The sequence below is a fragment of the Serratia sp. SSNIH1 genome (genome assembly GCF_002935055.1).
GTDB classification, from domain to species: Bacteria; Pseudomonadota; Gammaproteobacteria; order Enterobacterales; family Enterobacteriaceae; genus Serratia; species Serratia nevei.
In genome coordinates, this window is record NZ_CP026383.1 from 1,851,975 (window position 1) to 1,868,737 (window position 16,763).

Sequence of the window (16,763 nt, forward strand, 5' to 3'; positions counted from 1 at the left end):
CTCTTTCTCCTCAATCCAGCCGGCGCTGGGTTTTCCAGGCCGTCAGGCCGATGAACACCACGGCGGAAGCGATCAGGAACAGCAGATTGATCAGCAGCACGGTGCCGACGTTGCCCGCCAGGAACAGCGTTTGCAGCGTGCTGACGAAGTAGCGCGCCGGAATGATGTAGGTCACCGCGCGCACGATGGCCGGCATGCTGTCGATCTGGAAGATGAAGCCGGACAGCATGATCGAAGGCAGGAAGGCAGCGTTCAGCGCCACCATCGCCGCATTGAACTGATTGCGGGTGACGGTGGAGATCAGCAGGCCCATGCCGAGGGTGCTGGCGAGGAACAGGCTGCTGATCAGCAACAGGATCGGCAGCGAACCGCGATAGGGCACGCCGAGCACCCAGACCGCCACCGCCATGCACAGCGCCATGGCGGCCATGCCGAGGAAGTAATAAGGGATCAGCTTGGAAAGCAGCAGCTCGCTGCGCGTCACCTGGGTAGACAGCAGGGCCTCCATGGTGCCGCGCTCCCATTCGCGGGCGATCACCAGCGAGGTGAGGATGGCGCCGATCACCGTCATGATGATGGTGATGGCGCCGGGAATGATGTAGTGCCGGCTGATGGCCGCCGGGTTGAACCAGTAGCGCATCTGCACGTCAATCAGCGGTTTGTCGCTGTTCCCCCGATCGGTGGCGCGCTGCTGCTGCCAAATTTGCCATACGCCCTGGGCATAGCCCTGCACGAAGTTGGCGGTGTTCGGCTCGCTGCCGTCGGTGATGATCTGGATAGGGGCGCTGTCGTGCGGGCGCGCCATGCGCTGGTCGAAATCCACCGGGATCACCACCAGGCCGCGGATCGTGCCGGCCTGCATCTGCTGGATCAGCTGTTGGCGGTTGTCGCTGATGGTTGGTTCGATATAGGGCGAGCCGGCGAACGCCTGGGCCAGATCGCGCGCGTCTTCGCTCTGCTGCTCCATCAGAATGCCCAGATGCAGCTTGCTGGAGTCCAGGTTGATGCCGTAGCCGAAGATAAACAGCAGCATCAGCGGGATGACGAAGGCGATCAGGCCGCTGCTGGGATCGCGCAGTATTTGCCGCGTTTCCTTCAGGCACAGCGCGCGCAGCCGGCGCCAGGAGAAGCCGCCGTCGTCGATTGGGGTTCGGTTATCGCTCACCGTGATTCCTCCTCATCGTAACCCTGCACCAGCTCGATAAACGCCTGCTCCATCGAGGGGTTGGGATTGTCGTCGCGCGCCACCTGCTGTTTGAGATCGTCCGGCGTGCCGGCGGCGATGATCTTGCCGCGGTACACCAGGCCAATGCGGTCGCAGTACTCCGCTTCGTCCATAAAGTGGGTGGTCACCATCACCGTGACGCCCTTGTCGACCATGCCGTTGATGTGCAACCAGAACTCGCGCCGCGTCAGCGGATCGACGCCGGAAGTCGGTTCGTCGAGGAACAGGATATCCGGTTCGTGCATCAGCGCGCAGGCCAGCGCCAGGCGCTGTTTGAAGCCGAGCGGCAGCGCGTCCGGCGTCTGATCGAGGATCGGCGCGAAGTTGAAGGCGCGCGACATCTCGTCGATTTTGTCGCGCTGCGCCTTGCCGCTCAGGCCGTAGACGCCGGAGAAGAACTTCAGGTTCTGCGCCACCGTCAGGTTGCCGTACAGCGAGAATTTTTGCGCCATGTAGCCGAGGCGCTGGCGCGCCTGGCCGGAGCTGGTCTTGAGATCCATCCCCAGCACCAGCGCCTTACCGCTGGAGGGGATCAGCAGGCCGCACATCATTTTAAAGGTGGTGGACTTACCGGCGCCGTTCGGCCCGAGCAGGCCGAAAATTTCGCCGCGCCGCACCTGAAAATCAACGTGATCGGTAGCGGCGAAGTCGCCGAATTTTTTGGTCAGCTGCACCGCTTCGATCACCGTTTCACCGCTTGCTCCGTTGACGGTCGGCATGATCTCCGCCAGCGCCGAGCGGTGGTTGGGGCCGCCGCCGAGCAGATCGATAAACGCATCCTCGAAGCGCGGATCCGCTTCGTCCAGTTCGGCGTCCGGCAGGTCCAGCGCCTGCAACAGCTGCCGGTGATCTTCGCCTTCCTTCAGGATCAGGCGCAGATACTTGCCCTGGATCACCCCGTCGGTGACCGCCGGCAGGCAGATCGCCCGCTGCAGCAGCGATCGATGGCTGCCGGGGGGCGCGGCGATCAACACCGTGCGCCCGGCCATACGGCGGGTCAGTTCCTGCGGCGCGCCGCTGAACAGCAGCTCGCCCTCGTTGAGCAGCAGCACTTCGCGGCACTGTTCGGCCTCATCGAGATAAGACGTGCTCCACAGGATCAGCATGCCGTCGTTGGCCAGTTCGTGCACCATGCGCCACAGCTCGCGGCGCGAGATAGGATCGACGCCGACGCCCGGCTCATCCAGCAACAGCACCTGAGGTTCGCCCACCAGCGTGCAGGCCAGGCCGAGTTTCTGCTTCATACCGCCGGACAGCTTGCCCGCCAGGCGCTCGGTAAAGCGGGTCAGATCGGTGAATTTCAACAGCCGCTCGAAGGTCTGGCGGCGAAGATCGCCGGTGACGCCGCGCAGATCGGCGTACAGCGTCAGGTTCTCCATCACCGTCAGATCCTCATACAGCCCGAACTTCTGCGGCATGTAGCCGAGGATCGCGTGCAGTTGACGATCCTGCGCGATCGGATCCAGCCCGGCGACCCGCAGTTTGCCGCTGCTGGGCTGCAGCAGCCCGGCCAGCATGCGCAGCAGGGTGGTTTTGCCGGCGCCGTCCGGGCCGACCAGCCCGATCACCGCGCCGCTGCGCAGGGTGGTGGTCAGGCTGGCGACCGCCGGTTTCTCAAGCGACGGGAAGCGCTTCTCCAGCCCTTCCAGCTCAATGGTGTGCGCCTGTTGCATGGCCGGCCTCAGGGTTTGGCGAAGCGCAGGGTGACCGGCATGCCCTGGCGCAGCGCGTCGTCGGCGTCGGTGACGATCACCCGCAGGCGGTACACCAGATCGGTGCGCAGATCCGGCGTTTCAACGCTTTTCGGCGTGAATTCTGCGGTCGGCGAGACGAAACCGATCTTACCGTGGTAAGGCTTGTCGGGACGGCCGTCGGTGTAGATCTCCAGTTCGGTGCCGGGCACCGCCTGGTTCAGGCTGGTTTCGTTGACGTAGGCGCGCACCCACACCGGCCGGGTCAGCGACAGGGTGAAGACCGTGCCGCCGGCGCCGAGCATGGTGCCCGGCTCCACCGCGCGGGTCAGCACCGTGCCGGCGGAAGGGGAGACCAGCGTGGCGTCTTGCAGGTTCAACTGCGCCTGTGCCAGCGCCGCCTCGCTCTGCGCCACGTCGGCCTTGGCCTGTTCGATTTCTTGCGGGCGGTTGCCGCTGAGGTATTGCGACAGCTTGTCTTTCGCCGCCTGCAGGTTGGCCTGAGCCTGATTGCGGGCGGTGCGCGCATCCTCCAGCGCGTCGGCGGAGGTGGCGTTTTTCGCCCACAGCCCCTGCTGGCGTTTCAGGAAGCTGTCGGCGTAGGCGAAGGCGGACTGGCGCTGCGCCATTTCCGACCGTACCTGGGCGATCTCTTCGCTGCGGTAACCGGCCTGCAGCAGCGACAGCTTGGCGTGCGCGCTGCCGACGTTGGCTTCGGCCTGCTGCAGCGCGTTGCGGTAGGGCGCGTCGTCCAGTTTGCCGAGCAGCTGGCCCGGCTGAACGGCATCGCCTTCATCCACCGTCAGCGACGCCAGGCGGCCATCGACACGAAAGCCGAGGTTCACCGTGCGGATGTCGACGTTGCCGTACAGCGTCAGCGGCTTATCCTGCTGTTGTTGGTAATGCCATACCCCGTAAGCGGCGGCCGCGATCAGCAGAATTAACAACACGATCAAGGCACTGCATTTTTTGTTCATAACACTCCCTGCCTGAATTTACGCGCCGTGACGTTGGCGCAGCCCGGTAACCAGAATCTCAATATGTTCGCTCAGCACGGCGCCGATCTGCGCCGCTTCGTCCTCGCCAATCTCTTGCCAGCCGGCCTGGCGGCGGATGGTTTCGCGCGCCACGCGAAACGACAGCACCTCGCCGATCAGCGCATGGGTATGCAGCACGAGGCGGATCGCCTGGTCGTCGATGCCGGTCGCGGCCGCCAGCAGGCGGCACAGCCGTGCGTGCATCGGCGCGATCACCTGGCTGTGGATCAGCGGGTAGGCCTCGGTCGGGGCGAGCTGTTCGCGCGACATGATTTTGCTCAGGTTCAGCGTGTGCGGCTGGGTCATCAGTTCGCTGAAGGCCAGCAGGCCACGCTGCAGCAAACGCAGCGCCGCGTCGGGTGAGCGCTGCGCGGCGGACTGTTGCCAGAAGCGATCGACTTCGTCGGCCAGCGGGGCGAACGCCTGCTGGATGAAATCGGCGAGCGACTGCGCCACGGCCAGGTACAGCCCCTCTTTGGAGCTGAAGTAATAGGTGATGGCGGCGATATTCTGGCCGGCCCGTTGGGCGATGTCGCGGGTGGTGGCGCCCTGCAGGCCGCATTCGCCGAACAGTTCGGTCGCCGCGGCGAGCAGCTGCCGGCGCGTTTGCTCGCCGCGCGCTCGGCCGGCGGCCTGATGAGGGACGGAAGCTGGCATGGGTCACGCTCGAAGTTAATCAATCATATGATTAACTTTATGCCAGATTGTTTAAAACGCAACCGCTAATCACAATGAGTTATGTGATCGGCTTCAGACAATGCTGAATTTACGGCAGATTGTGCTCTGGGTGCGTAAAAGTGCTTTTTATTGCGCGACTTCTGTTACAATCGCCGCCTGGTGCACTGCAGTTTGTGCCAATCCCTCGTGGTCATGCTTAATGCCCCGTCTGATCATCCTCCCAGGAAACTGCACCGAACACCGTTAGGTTAGGGGGGATCTGGAGTTTTTCTCTTTATGTCATTTGAAACCCTCGGCTTAAGTGCTGAAATTGTGCGCGCTGTTGAAGAACAGGGCTATCGCGAACCGACGCCGATTCAGCGTCAGGCTATCCCTGTCGTGCTGGAAGGTCGTGACCTGATGGCCAGCGCCCAGACCGGCACCGGTAAAACCGCCGGTTTTACCCTGCCGCTGTTGCAGCTGCTGAGCAAGCATGACCATCCGGTCAAGGGCCGTCGCCCGGTGCGCGCGCTGATCCTGACGCCAACCCGTGAGCTGGCGGCGCAGATTGGCGAAAACGTCGATGCCTACAGCAAACACCTGCGCCTGCGTTCGCTGGTGGTGTTCGGCGGCGTGAGCATCAACCCGCAGATGATGAAGCTGCGCGGCGGCGTCGATATCCTGGTGGCAACGCCGGGCCGTCTGCTGGATCTGGAACATCAGAACGCGGTTGACCTGTCCAAAATCGAAATTCTGGTGCTGGACGAAGCGGACCGCATGCTGGACATGGGCTTTATCCACGACATCCGCCGCGTGCTGGCCAAGCTGCCGGCCAAGCGTCAGAACCTGCTGTTCTCCGCGACCTTCTCCGACGACATCAAGGCGCTGGCCAACAAGCTGCTGCACAACCCGGCTTCGGTAGAAGTGGCGCGCCGCAACACCGCGTCTGAGCAGATCGAGCAGAGCGTGCACTTCGTCGACAAGAAGCGTAAGCGGGAACTGCTGTCGCAGATGATCGGCGAAGGCGACTGGAAGCAGGTGCTGGTGTTTACCCGCACCAAGCACGGCGCCAACCACCTGGCGGAGCAGCTGAACAAAGACGGCATCACCGCAGCGGCGATCCACGGCAACAAGAGCCAGGGCGCCCGTACCCGTGCGCTGGCCGACTTCAAAGACGGCCGCATCCGCGTGCTGGTGGCGACCGACATCGCGGCGCGCGGCCTGGATATCGACCAGCTGCCGCACGTGGTGAACTACGAGCTGCCTAACGTGCCGGAAGACTACGTGCACCGCATCGGCCGTACCGGCCGCGCGGAGCGCACCGGCGAAGCTATCTCGCTGGTGTGCGTGGATGAGCACAAGCTGCTGCGCGACATCGAGCGTCTGCTGAAGCGTGAAATTCCGCGCATTGCGCTGCCGGGCTACGATCCGGATCCGACCATCAAGGCCGAGCCGATCATCAACGGCCGCCAGGGTGGCGGGCGCGGCAACGGCGGTGGCCAGCGTTCCGGTAACGGCGGCGGTCAGCGCAGCGGCAACGCGAACGGCGGCCAGCGTGAAAACCGCGGCAACGGCAACGGTAACGCCCGCCCGCAGGGTGATGGCCAGCGCCGTTCCGGCGCACCGGCTTCGCGCCGCCCACGCAACCGCAAACCGGCTGAATAAGCCTGATTGCTCAAAGAGTAAGCCGCCGATACGGGCGGCTTTTTTTTTGCCTGGCGGAACGGCATTTTCGTACTAGGCTGGACGGTGGCTAACCCTACATTCCAGGAGACGGAGATGAAATTGAAGTGCGCAATTCTCGATGATTACCAGCAGGTGGCGCTCAAGATGGCGGACTGGTCGGCGCTGGCCGATCGGGTGGAGGTGTCCGCCATCAGCGCGCACTTTACCGATGAAACGGAGCTGGCGGTGCATCTGCAGGAGTGCGACATTCTGGTCATCATGCGCGAGCGCACGCCGATGACCGCCTCGCTGCTGGCGCGGCTGCCGAAGCTGAAGCTGCTGATCACCTCCGGCATGCGCAACGCTTCTATCGATTTGGCCGCCGCCGCCGAGCGCGGCGTCGTGGTGTGCGGCACCAGCAGCGGGTCGGCGGCGCCGATGGAGCTGACCTGGGCGCTGCTGCTCGGGTTGGCGAAGCATATCGTGCCGGAAAGCGTCGGGCTGCAAAACAACGGCCCGTGGCAGCGGGATCTCGGCGTCACCCTGCAGGGGAAAACGCTGGGGCTGGTGGGGCTGGGCAAGATCGGCGGCCAGATGGCCCGGGTGGCGCAGGCGTTCGGCATGCGGGTGCTGGCCTGGAGCCAGAACCTGACGGCGGAACGGGCGGCGCAGGAGGGCGCCCTGTTGGCGCCGTCCAAACGGGCGCTGTTCGAGCAGAGCGATTTTGTCTCCATCCACCTGGTGCTGAGCGATCGCAGCCGCGGGCTGGTGGGGCGCGACGAATTGACGGCGATGAAGCCCACCGCTTACCTGATCAACACCTCGCGTGCGGCGATCGTCGATCGGGCGGCGTTGGTGGACGTGCTGCAACAGCGGAAGATCGCCGGCGCCGGTCTGGACGTGTTCGAGACGGAGCCGCTGCCGGCCGACGATGCGTTTCGTCAACTGCCCAACGTGCTGGCGACGCCGCATGTGGGTTACGTGGCGGACGACAACTACCGCGCCTACTTCACCGAGGCGGTCGAGGACATTGCGGCGTTCCTCGCCGGCCAACCGATCCGCCGGCTGGGCTGACGGCGCTTTTAATGCCCGCAGAGGCTTGTCTGGCGCGGGCATTCACCCGTATCATTGCGGGTCTTTTTTTAGCTGGGATTGGTCATGCGCGTATTATTGGCTCCGATGGAGGGCGTTCTCGATTCTTTGGTGCGTGAGTTGCTCACCGACGTGAACGACTACGATCTGTGCATCACCGAATTTTTGCGCGTGGTCGATCAGCTGCTGCCGGCCAAATCGTTCTACCGGCTGTGCCCGGAACTGCGCCACGCCAGCCGCACACCGTCGGGCACGCTGGTGCGCGTACAGCTGCTGGGGCAGTACCCGCAGTGGCTGGCGGAGAACGCCGCGCGCGCGGTGGAATTGGGCTCTTACGGCGTCGATCTCAACTGCGGCTGCCCGTCCAAGCTGGTGAACGGCAGCGGCGGCGGGGCGACGCTGCTCAAAGATCCGGAGTTGATCTACCAGGGCGCCAAAGCGATGCGCGCGGCGGTGCCGGCCCATCTGCCGGTCACGGTGAAGGTGCGCCTGGGCTGGGACTCCTCCAACCGCAGTTTTGAAATCGCCGATGCGGTGCAGCAGGCGGGCGCCAGCGAGCTGACGGTGCATGGCCGCACCAAAGAGGACGGCTACAAGGCGGATCGCATCAACTGGGCGGCGATCGGCGAGATCCGTCAACGGCTGAGCATCCCGGTGATCGCCAACGGCGAGATCTGGGATTACCAGAGCGCGCAGGATTGCCTGCAGGCGACCGGCTGTGACGCCATCATGCTGGGGCGCGGCGCGCTCAACGTGCCGAACCTGAGCCGGGTGGTGAAGTACAACGAACCGCGCATGCCCTGGCCGCAGGTGGTTGAGCTGCTGCAAAAATACGTCCATCTGGAAAAGCAGGGCGACACCGGCCTGTATCACGTGGCACGCATCAAACAGTGGCTGGGCTATTTGCGCAAAGAATATGACGAAGCCACCGAACTGTTTAGCGAAATACGCGCGCTGACGACGTCAGGGGATATTGCGCGCGTCATCTGCCGTAGCTAAAAATAAACCCGCACGCGGCGGGTTTATTTAAATCGGTATTATCAGGCGGCTTTGTCGAGACGGTTCAATTCTATCTCGATATCCTGAATGGTTTTTTCCAGCCCTTCCAGGCAGGCGCCCTGCTTATTCAATAGGTCGTTAATGGCTTCGGCGAACGCCTTATTTTTGCATTCCCCCTGATCGAAGGCCAGCCAGTGTGCGGAGAGCGTCTCGGTATTCGCCTGCGCATAGTGGCGCATTTCCTTCAGCTGGGAAGCGACGTTGCGTAAATTATCCAGCTGCGCCTGTGCGTTTGCATTGTTGCTCATGAATTTCTCCTTGAGTTGGCCGTTAAATAATTTCGACTGCGGGATTAAGCTTACCCCATCTAAATAAAAATATCACCCTTGGTTGCCTTGGATGTTATTTTTCAATGAATGCGGATATATTTATTTCTCGGTTGAACAAGGACTTGGGTGGAATTGTAAAAATAGATAAATACGGTTTTTTTTTGGCGGCTATTTACGGCCATTCCATGCGGAATGACCGTTATTCTAACGCTAAAGAGTGATGCCTATTATGCCGCGTCCGCCAGCATAAACATGCCGTAGGGGTGAATTTCCAGATAATAATGTTCACCGACGTTGGGCTGCAGGCGGGTGGCGTTAACCTGCAGTAAAATCTGCTGCCCATGCCACGCCACCGTGACTTCATACTGCGGCCCCATGTAGGCGACATGCTGGATCACGCAGCGCTGGCTTTCCTCGCCGTGCTCGCTCAGCGTGATCGCTTCCGGCCGCACGCCCACCGTGCCGGCGCCTTCGGTGGCAAAGTGCGCGGGGCGCGGCAGGCGATAGCCGCTGATATCGACATAGTCCGCGCTGAAGCCGGCCGGGAACAGGTTGGCGTCCCCCATAAAGCTCGCCATAAAGCGCGACGCCGGCTGCCGATAGAGATCCTGCGGCGAGCCTATCTGCATGATGTGCCCCTTGTTCATCACCAGCACCGTGTCTGAGACCGCGAAAGCCTCGCTCTGATCGTGGGTGACGTACAGCGACGTGATATCAAACTGCTTTTGCAGCTCGCGGATCTTTTCGCGCATGCTGCGGCGCAGGTTGGCGTCGAGGTTGCTCAACGGCTCGTCGAACAGCAGCACTTTCGGCTTGAGGATTAGCGCGCGCGCCAGCGCCACGCGCTGCTGTTGACCGCCGGAGATCTGATCGACATAGCGATCGTCGAACCCCGCCAGATCCACCATCGCCAGCGCTTCCTGCACGCGCGCTTTCACTTCGGCGCGCGGAATGCCGAGCATCTTCAGCCCATAGCCGACGTTTTCCCCCAGCGACATATGCGGGAACAGGGCATAAGACTGAAACACCATGCAGATGTCACGCTGCTGGATGGAACGATGGGTAACGTCTTCACCATCAATGAATATCTGCCCGTCGCTCGGTTTCTCCAGCCCGGCGACCAGGCGCAAAATGGTGGTCTTGCCGCAGCCGGAAGGGCCGAGCAGCGTCACCATCTGCCCCCGAGGGATGGTGAGCGTGATGTTGTCGATCACCGTGTTGCTGCCGAACCGTTTGGAGACGTTGCGCAGTTCAACGAAATTTTTCTGGCTCATCATGGGCTCCATTACGCCTGGTTTTTGGCTGTTGAACGGGAGATGCGTGCCTCGCCGATCAGCCAGTCAAAGAGGAAAATAATCGCCAGCATCACCACGATCAGAATTGAACCGTAGGCGATCGCCACCCCGTATTCGCCGTCTTCCACGCGGTTGAGGATGTAGGCGGTGGCCACGCGGGTATCGGGCGTCACCAGGAAAACGATGGCGCTGACGGTGGTGATGGCGCGCACGAAGCTGTAGATCAGCGCCGACAGGATCGCCGGGCGCAGCAGCGGCAGCAGGATGTGCGTGATGGTGCGCAGCGAGCCGGCGCGCAGGCTGAGCGAGGCTTCGTCCAGCGATTTGTCTATCTGGCCCAGCCCGGCGATCCCGGCGCGAATGCCCACCGGCACGTTGCGCATCACCATCGAGATAATCACGATGGCGGCCGTCCCGGTGAGGTACACCGGCGCGCTGTTGAAGGCGAGAATGTAAGAGACGCCCGCCACGGTGCCCGGCACCGCAAAGCACAGCATGGTGGTGAACTCGATGGTCTTTTTGCCCCTGAACTGCTGGCGCACCACGATCCAGGCGATCAGCAGGCCGAAGGCGGCGGTGATCGGCGCGGCGATCCCGGCGTACAGCAGCGTGTCGAGCAGCGAAGGCCACGCGCCGTCGCTCATGCCCTGGCCGAACAGCTTGATGAAGTTATCCAGCGTCAGCGTGTAATCCACCCCCCAGTTGACGGTGAAGCTGCCGTAGAAAATGCTGCCGTAGAGCAGGGCGTTAAAGGCTACCCACACCGCCAGCAACGCGATCACGCTCCACACCAGCGTGACCGGCAGCGGCTGTACGTCGCCGCGATAGGATTTGCCGGACACGGTGACGTAGGAACGCTTGCCGATCCACAGGTACTGGATGCAGAACACCAGCAGCGAGAACAGCAGCAGGAAGGCGCCGAGGGTGCTGGCGGCCTGATAGTCGAGCTGCGAGCCGGTGATGTAGAAATAGATTTGCGTCGCCAGCACGTCGAAGTTGCCGCCGAGCACCAGCGGGTTGCTGAAGTCGGCCAGCGATTGCACCACCACGATCAGAAACGCGTTGGCCAGCGCCGGTTTCAGCAGCGGCACGAACACGCCGTTAAAGGTTTGCCAACGGCTGGCGCGCAGGGTGTAGGAGGCCTCTTCCAGCGAAGGATGAATGGTCTTGATCGCGCCGTCGAGGATCATGAACGCCATCGGCGTGAACGCCAGCACCTGCGCCAGCCAGATGCCGGTAAAGCCGTACAGCCAGTTGGTGTTGGTCAGGCCGAACCAGGCCACCATCCACTCGGTGACGTAGCCGGAGCGCCCCATCATCAGCGTGACGCCCAGGCCGACGACGAACGGCGGCGTGACGATGGGCAGGATGGAGAAAATGCGGCCGATAATGGCGCTGCGTTTGGCGATGCGGGTGGTGTAAATCGCCAGCACCAGGCCGAAGAAGGTGCAGCCGGCGCCGACCGCGATCGACAGGGCGATGGAGTTGAGGATCACCTGAACGATATGCGCCTGCGACAGCACGTTCATAAACGCCAGCGGCGCGAATGCCCCCGCCTGGTCGGTGAACATCGGGATGAAAATCGCGATGCTCGGCCAGACGATGAAGACGCCGATCAGCGCCACGATGGTGACCAGCGCACCGATAACGAAACGGTCGCCGCCCAGCCATTCGAGGCGGGTCAGCGCCAGCGTCATGATGGCGCCCAGCGCGGTCAACTGCACCAGGGTGGCGTAGCCTAAACCGCGCCCCGCCACCGTGGCGCTGACGACGATAAAGGCCATGCACAGCAGCGCCCAGCCGGCATCGAACGCGTGGCGCCGCCGCCGTTCACCGCCCGCCGGGGCGTAAGGACGAAGCAGCAGCAGGCTCGGCAACAGGCACCATAGCCAGCTGACATTGCGGTGTGACCAGCCGTAGGCCGCGAGGATTTCATCGCCGGTGGACTCCAGCAGGCCGTAATCCAGGCTCCAGCTCGGCAGCAGGGCGAACGCCAGCCAGCCAAGCAAGACCCAAAGGAATATCGCATCTCGTTTTTTCACGAGATGGAGTGCATGTGTATGTGACATAAGTTTCCCGGATGTTCAGGCCGGGTAAGGCGTGAGGCTTACCCGGCAACAGGCGCAGAATGTGGGCTTATTTACCCATCTTGACTTCGCTGACCCATTTATTGATCAGCGCCTTGCGGACCTCGGTCGAGCCGTATTTGTCCATGTCGTAGTTGATCAGCTTCAGATCGTCGAGCTTCAGCGAGTTCGGCGAGGTAGCGGCGGTGGTGTTGGTCAGGATCTGATAGGACTTGCCTTTCTGCCATGCCAGTTCCTGCGCCTCTTTCGATAGCACCCAATCCACAAACAGCTTGGCGTTGTCGAGGTTACGTGCGCCTTTGAGGATGCTGACGCCGCCGATTTCGTAGCCGGTGCCTTCACAAGGCGAGATCAGCTCAAGCGGCGCGCCCTGTTCTTTTTCGAGTGAGTAGTCATGCAGGAAACCGATGCCGATCGCCGTTTCACCGCGGGCGGCGTTGCGCGCCGGGGCAATGCCGGACTTGGTGTACTGCGAGACGTTGGCGTTCAACTGCTTGAGGTAATCGAACGCCTGATCGTCTCCCCACAGCTGGGCAAAGGTCGCCAGCGCAGTGTAAGCGGTGCCGGAGCTCTGCGGATCGGCGATTTGAATCTCGCCTTTGTATTCCGGTTTGGTCAGGTCTTTCCAGCACTGGGGCACCGGCAGGTTTTTCTCTTTGAGGCGCTGGGTATTGACGCCGAAGCCGAGGATGCCGACGTAGACCGCCGAGGAGTAGTTGCCTTTCAGCTTCGCCGGGTCGCGGAATTGTTGCATCACCTGTTCGAGGTTCGGCGATTTGTAGGGCTGCAGCAGCCCCATTTCACCGGCCTGGGATTGCGGATCGAGCGTGCCGCCGTACCAGACGTCCGCCTGCGGGTTTTTCTTCTCGGCGTCCACTTTTGCCAGCGTGCTGCCGGAGCCGTTGCGGATGAACGAGGTTTTCACGTCATATTTCTCGCCGAAGGCTTTGGTCTCCGCTTCGCACATTTCATTGGTGGCGCTGCAGTAAACCACCAGGCGGCCCTTGGCGTGCGCGGTGCCGCTCAGCGTGGCCAGCGCGATGCCGGAAGCTATCAGGGTAGTGACCCACATTTTTTTCATTGTTTTATCCTTCTCTCGGTAGAGGTGGCGACGCTCGCCATCAGCAGCGGCATCAGCAATAAACCCATAAGAACGGCGGCGATCGACAGCAAACTGAACATGCCTGACCAGCCGTAGCCTTCGATGACCTGCGACAGCGGCCAGCCCGCCAGCGCTGCCCCCAGGTAGGCGAACAGGCCGAGAAAACCGGTGATGGAGCCCGCTGCGCCTTTGTGCCCGCATTCCACGGCGGCGAGGCCAATCAGCATCTGCGGGCCGAAGACAAAAAAGCCCACCGTAAAGAAACAGCCCGCCAGCAGCGCGTAGTGATGCACCGGCGCCAGCCACAGCGCGGCGACGGAAACCATCAGCCCGAGCGTGAACAGCAAAATCATCGGCGCGCGCTGCCCGCCGAACAGCACATCCGAACCCCAGCCGGCGAACAGCGCACCGAGCAGGCCGCCTATCTCGAACAGCATCACCGTGGCGTTGGCGCTGAGCAGGTTGACGCCGTGGCTTTCGGTCAGCCAGAGATTGCCCCAGTCGTTCAACGCGATGCGGATCAGGTAGACCAGCACGTAAGAGACGCCGAGCAGCCAGATCATCGGGTTCTTCAGCATCGTGGTGCGCAACATCTGCCACAGCCCCATCGGCGGGCTTTGCTGTTCCTGGCGCAGCTCCAGCGGATCGTGGCGCCACTGGCCGACCGACGGCAGGCCTTCTTCCTGCGGCGTGCCTGTCAGCTGTCGCGTGAGCCAGACGCCCAACACCATGCTGACGGCGCCCGGGATCAGCATTGCCGCCTGCCAACCCCAGCGCTGGGCGGCGAAGGCGCTGATCAGCGGCACGATCGCGCCGCCGAGGTTGATCGACATATTCCAGCAGCCCCACCAGAAGCCGCGCTCGTTGCGCGAATACCAGTGGGTCAGCAGCCGCGCGCAGGGCGGCCAGCCCCAGCCCTGAAAGAAGCCGTTCAGCGCCCAGACCGCCAGCAGCAGCGTCAGCGATTCGCCGAAGGCGAACGCCACGTTCAGCAAGCCGGTGGCGAACAGGCCGATCCCCATAAATCCGCGCTGCCCATGGCCGTCGTGCCACAACCCTGCGGCGAATTTCGACAGGCCGTAGCTCAGATAAAACAGCGAGCCGAGCAGGCCGATGTCCCCTTTATCCAGGCCCAAATCCGTTTGCAGCGCCGGCAGCACGTAATTCACGCTTTTGCGCGTCAGGTAAAAGGCGGCGTACCCGATGACCATGTACAGCAGCAGTCGCGGGCGCAGCGCGCGGTAACGATGATCGATTTCAGATGCCGAGCGTGCCTGCATAGCCGCCTCCCTGGTGGTGACTATAAGAAGGTGAAAGGGAAAGGGGATGAGATAAAGTCCGCAGTGGCTAAGACTTTTTCTTAGTTAGTCGGCGGTTTGTTGCAAATTTGTGGGCAGGTTAACAATTACCCGCGTGCCGCAATGCGTTTCCAGCGTCAGCTCGCCGCCCAGCGCGCTGACCCGCTCGCGCATCCCCTGAATGCCGAGGCCGGGCACCTTGTCCGCACGGATGCCGATGCCGTTGTCCCGCACCTCGAGGTGCAAAAGCGGCCCCTGTTGATACAAGACGATGGCGACTTCGCTGGCCTCGGCGTGTTTGCACACGTTGTTGAGCAGCTCTTGCAGCAGGCGGTAGAGGGTGAAGCGCACCGTTTCGCCGGCGGGCGTGTCGCTCAGCCGGTAATCGAAACGGCAGTGGATGCCCCGTTCGGCAAAGGCGAATTCGCTCAGCAGGTGGTGAAGCGCCTCTTTGAACGCCAGTTCGTCCAGCGCGGGCGGCCGAAGCTGGCGCAGCAGCTGGCGCGTGGAGTGATGAATGCGCCGGGCGAGCTCGCCTATCTGGTGCGCGGCGGCCTGGGTTTGCGCCGGATCGCGCGCCCGTTTGACCAGCTGCGACTGGATTTGAATCGCGGTGATGTTCTGGCCGATTTCATCGTGCAGCTCGCGCGCCAGGTTTTTCCGCGTGTCTTCTTCGGTGTGGATCAGTTTTTCGGTCAGTGCCCGCCGCGCCGCCAGCTCTTCTTCCAGGCGACGCTGATAGTGGTGCAGGTTTTGCGCCAGGTGCTGCTGGCGGCTGATGGCGATGCCCAGGCAGATGCCGAGCAGCGCCTGCGTCGCCAGAAAGATCTCCAGCTCGACCAGATTGCCGAACCCCACGCCGACCTGCCGGGCGAGGGTGATCATCATGCTGCCGAGCAGGCCGGACAGCACGCCGCCCTGCCAGCCGAACTTCCACGCCATCACCACGTTCGGCAGAAACACCACGATCAGCAACAGGCGCTCGATTTCCGGCGACAGCACCATCTGCGTGCCGATACCGATAACGAAAAACAGGCTGCACCAGATGATCAAAGATGCGCGCAGCGGCGGGTTGGGGGTGTCCAGCCCCAGCAGGTGGTAACGGTGCTGTTGGCGCAGAAATTCAAAGATCAGATAGACGAACGGGGTCAGCAAGACGCCGCCGGTAAACGACGCCAGGCCAAGCAGCATCGCCGGGCTTGGCACAAACGGCGAAAGCAGGGCGGTGTTGAGCAGCGAGGCGGCGGTCACCGCAGCCAGCAGCAGCGTCAGCCGCTGCCAGTAGAGCGGAAAACGGTGCCAGAGTCGTTGCGCGACCGCGGCCGGAAACAGGGTGATAAACGGCGCGGCCAGCAGGCCGTAGCCGCTCAGCAGGCGTTCGCCGTGCAGCCATAACAGCAGCAGGATCGGCGGTACGATCAAGGCGGGCCAATAGCGACGCGCCAGCAGGATCAGCAGCGCGAGATAGACGCCGTGCGGCAGAAACAGCGCTGCCTGGTTGCCGTTGCGGGTCAGATAGAAACCGAGCGTCCACAGCATCAGCCAGCCGCTGCCCCAGGCCAACAGGATAAACAGCGAGATAACCCAGGGCCGGAAGCGGGGCGACATCAATGCCCCGCCAGCAGCTGATGATCGAGGGCGAAATGCACCAGCTCGATGGTGCTGTTGCACTGCAGCTTGCCCAGGACGTTGGCGCGATGCACGTGCACCGTTTTATGGCTGAGATCGAGCTTGAAAGCGATCTCCTTTACGCTGTCACCTTTGACCAGCAGATCGAAGATTTCACGCTCGCGCGGGGTCAGCACTTCCAGCGCCGTGGCCGGCCGCTCGCCGCCGCGCAGCGCCCGCAGCGCGTCGGCGCACAGGTAATGGCCGCCCATATCGACGGAACGCACCGCCTGCACCAGCTCTTCCGGCCCGCAGCGTTTGGTCAGATAGCCGCTGGCGCCGGCGTCCAGCGCGCTCTGCACGAAGGTGGGGGAGTCATAGATGCTGAGGATGATCGCGCGGAACTGCGGCTTCTGCGCCCGCAGGCGTTTCAACAGGCTGAGGCCGTTTTCATCCGGCATGGCGATGTCCATCACCGCGACGTTGACGTCGCCGCGCAGCAATGCCGGCCAGGCCGCCGCCGCGCTGCTGTATTGCCCCACCACGTCGAGATCGTCCTCGAGGTTGAGCAACTGCGCAAAGCCGGAGCGCACCACCACATGGTCATCCACCAGTATCACACGGATCATTTTTCGCACTCTGTTGCCGAATCATGGCCCTATGATGCCTGCCGCCGCG

The 16,763-nt window shown here is 62.6% G+C and carries 14 protein-coding genes; 3 read left to right on the forward strand and 11 right to left on the reverse strand.

Annotation, left to right across the window (positions count from 1 at the left end; translation table 11 throughout):
- Window positions 1-10: 10 nt before the first annotated feature.
- From C3F38_RS08925 to cecR, 4 genes are read right to left on the reverse strand one after another with little or no spacing between them, the layout of a single operon-like run.
- On the reverse strand, window positions 11-1,165 hold the full coding sequence (locus C3F38_RS08925) for an ABC transporter permease (RefSeq protein ID WP_048232980.1): 1,155 nt from the start codon (window positions 1,163-1,165) through the stop codon (window positions 11-13).
- Window positions 1,162-2,898, reverse strand: a complete 1,737-nt coding sequence (locus tag C3F38_RS08930) for an ATP-binding cassette domain-containing protein (RefSeq protein ID WP_055316124.1) — start codon at window positions 2,896-2,898, stop codon at window positions 1,162-1,164. The genes C3F38_RS08925 and C3F38_RS08930 overlap by 4 nt, the downstream gene beginning before the upstream one ends.
- An 8-nt stretch (window positions 2,899-2,906) precedes the next feature.
- Entirely contained in the window at window positions 2,907-3,893 is a 987-nt protein-coding gene (gene hlyD / locus C3F38_RS08935; RefSeq protein WP_038870898.1) for a secretion protein HlyD, read from the reverse strand.
- An 18-nt stretch (window positions 3,894-3,911) separates the two neighbouring features.
- Window positions 3,912-4,610, reverse strand: a complete 699-nt coding sequence (cecR, locus tag C3F38_RS08940; protein ID WP_038870895.1) for a transcriptional regulator CecR — start codon at window positions 4,608-4,610, stop codon at window positions 3,912-3,914.
- A gap of 297 nt (window positions 4,611-4,907) precedes the next feature.
- On the opposite strand from cecR, the gene rhlE reads away from it, so the two are divergent.
- The 3 genes from rhlE (at window position 4,908) to dusC (ending at window position 8,366) form a co-directional block, all read left to right on the forward strand.
- The gene (gene rhlE / locus C3F38_RS08945) at window positions 4,908-6,275 is read left to right on the forward strand and encodes an ATP-dependent RNA helicase RhlE (RefSeq protein ID WP_038870893.1); all 1,368 of its coding nucleotides are present in this window, start codon (window positions 4,908-4,910) and stop codon (window positions 6,273-6,275) included.
- A 114-nt stretch (window positions 6,276-6,389) separates the two neighbouring features.
- Window positions 6,390-7,349, forward strand: coding sequence for a D-2-hydroxyacid dehydrogenase family protein (locus tag C3F38_RS08950; RefSeq protein ID WP_055316125.1), 960 nt, complete (start codon window positions 6,390-6,392; stop codon window positions 7,347-7,349).
- 84 nt (window positions 7,350-7,433) lie between these two features.
- Window positions 7,434-8,366, forward strand: coding sequence for a tRNA dihydrouridine(16) synthase DusC (gene dusC, locus C3F38_RS08955; protein WP_049295196.1), 933 nt, complete (start codon window positions 7,434-7,436; stop codon window positions 8,364-8,366).
- 41 nt (window positions 8,367-8,407) lie between these two features.
- Here dusC and C3F38_RS08960 read toward each other — a convergent pair whose 3' ends face one another.
- The 7 genes from C3F38_RS08960 to C3F38_RS08990 all read right to left on the reverse strand — a co-directional run bounded on the left by C3F38_RS08960 (window position 8,408) and on the right by C3F38_RS08990 (window position 16,714).
- Window positions 8,408-8,674, reverse strand: coding sequence for a hypothetical protein (locus C3F38_RS08960; protein ID WP_004939738.1), 267 nt, complete (start codon window positions 8,672-8,674; stop codon window positions 8,408-8,410).
- Window positions 8,675-8,922: 248 nt separating this feature from the next.
- A complete protein-coding gene (gene fbpC / locus C3F38_RS08965; RefSeq protein ID WP_038879845.1) occupies window positions 8,923-9,969 on the reverse strand; it encodes a ferric ABC transporter ATP-binding protein in 1,047 nt (348 codons plus the stop codon).
- An 11-nt stretch (window positions 9,970-9,980) separates the two neighbouring features.
- Complete coding sequence (locus C3F38_RS08970; protein WP_055316126.1) at window positions 9,981-12,059, reverse strand: iron ABC transporter permease; 2,079 nt, start codon at window positions 12,057-12,059, stop codon at window positions 9,981-9,983.
- Window positions 12,060-12,126: 67 nt separating this feature from the next.
- A complete protein-coding gene (locus C3F38_RS08975) occupies window positions 12,127-13,158 on the reverse strand; it encodes an ABC transporter substrate-binding protein (protein ID WP_055316127.1) in 1,032 nt (343 codons plus the stop codon).
- Window positions 13,155-14,459 carry an MFS transporter family glucose-6-phosphate receptor UhpC gene (uhpC, locus tag C3F38_RS08980; protein ID WP_055316128.1) on the reverse strand — a complete coding sequence of 435 codons (1,305 nt, stop codon included), beginning with the start codon at window positions 14,457-14,459 and terminating at the stop codon, window positions 13,155-13,157. The genes C3F38_RS08975 and uhpC overlap by 4 nt, the downstream gene beginning before the upstream one ends.
- Window positions 14,460-14,543: 84 nt before the next feature.
- Window positions 14,544-16,085: an MASE1 domain-containing protein gene (locus C3F38_RS08985; protein ID WP_047728377.1), complete on the reverse strand. Its 1,542-nt coding sequence runs from the start codon at window positions 16,083-16,085 to the stop codon at window positions 14,544-14,546.
- Window positions 16,085-16,714 (reverse strand): response regulator transcription factor, encoded by a 630-nt coding sequence (locus tag C3F38_RS08990; protein ID WP_038879860.1) that lies wholly within the window; start codon window positions 16,712-16,714, stop codon window positions 16,085-16,087. The genes C3F38_RS08985 and C3F38_RS08990 overlap by 1 nt, the downstream gene beginning before the upstream one ends.
- Window positions 16,715-16,763: the final 49 nt, after the last annotated feature.

Bases quoted from the DNA above. Each gene is read 5' to 3' on its own strand.
- C3F38_RS08930 (WP_055316124.1), bottom strand. From the start codon at position 2,898: ATGCAACAGGCGCACACCATTGAGCTGGAAGGGCTGGAGAAGCGCTTC.
- hlyD (WP_038870898.1), bottom strand. From the start codon at position 3,893: ATGAACAAAAAATGCAGTGCCTTGATCGTGTTGTTAATTCTGCTGATC.
- cecR (WP_038870895.1), bottom strand. From the start codon at position 4,610: ATGCCAGCTTCCGTCCCTCATCAGGCCGCCGGCCGAGCGCGCGGCGAG.
- rhlE (WP_038870893.1), top strand. From the start codon at position 4,908: ATGTCATTTGAAACCCTCGGCTTAAGTGCTGAAATTGTGCGCGCTGTT.
- C3F38_RS08950 (WP_055316125.1), top strand. From the start codon at position 6,390: ATGAAATTGAAGTGCGCAATTCTCGATGATTACCAGCAGGTGGCGCTC.
- dusC (WP_049295196.1), top strand. From the start codon at position 7,434: ATGCGCGTATTATTGGCTCCGATGGAGGGCGTTCTCGATTCTTTGGTG.
- C3F38_RS08960 (WP_004939738.1), bottom strand. From the start codon at position 8,674: ATGAGCAACAATGCAAACGCACAGGCGCAGCTGGATAATTTACGCAAC.
- fbpC (WP_038879845.1), bottom strand. From the start codon at position 9,969: ATGAGCCAGAAAAATTTCGTTGAACTGCGCAACGTCTCCAAACGGTTC.
- C3F38_RS08970 (WP_055316126.1), bottom strand. From the start codon at position 12,059: ATGTCACATACACATGCACTCCATCTCGTGAAAAAACGAGATGCGATA.
- C3F38_RS08975 (WP_055316127.1), bottom strand. From the start codon at position 13,158: ATGAAAAAAATGTGGGTCACTACCCTGATAGCTTCCGGCATCGCGCTG.
- uhpC (WP_055316128.1), bottom strand. From the start codon at position 14,459: ATGCAGGCACGCTCGGCATCTGAAATCGATCATCGTTACCGCGCGCTG.
- C3F38_RS08985 (WP_047728377.1), bottom strand. From the start codon at position 16,085: ATGTCGCCCCGCTTCCGGCCCTGGGTTATCTCGCTGTTTATCCTGTTG.
- C3F38_RS08990 (WP_038879860.1), bottom strand. From the start codon at position 16,714: ATGATCCGTGTGATACTGGTGGATGACCATGTGGTGGTGCGCTCCGGC.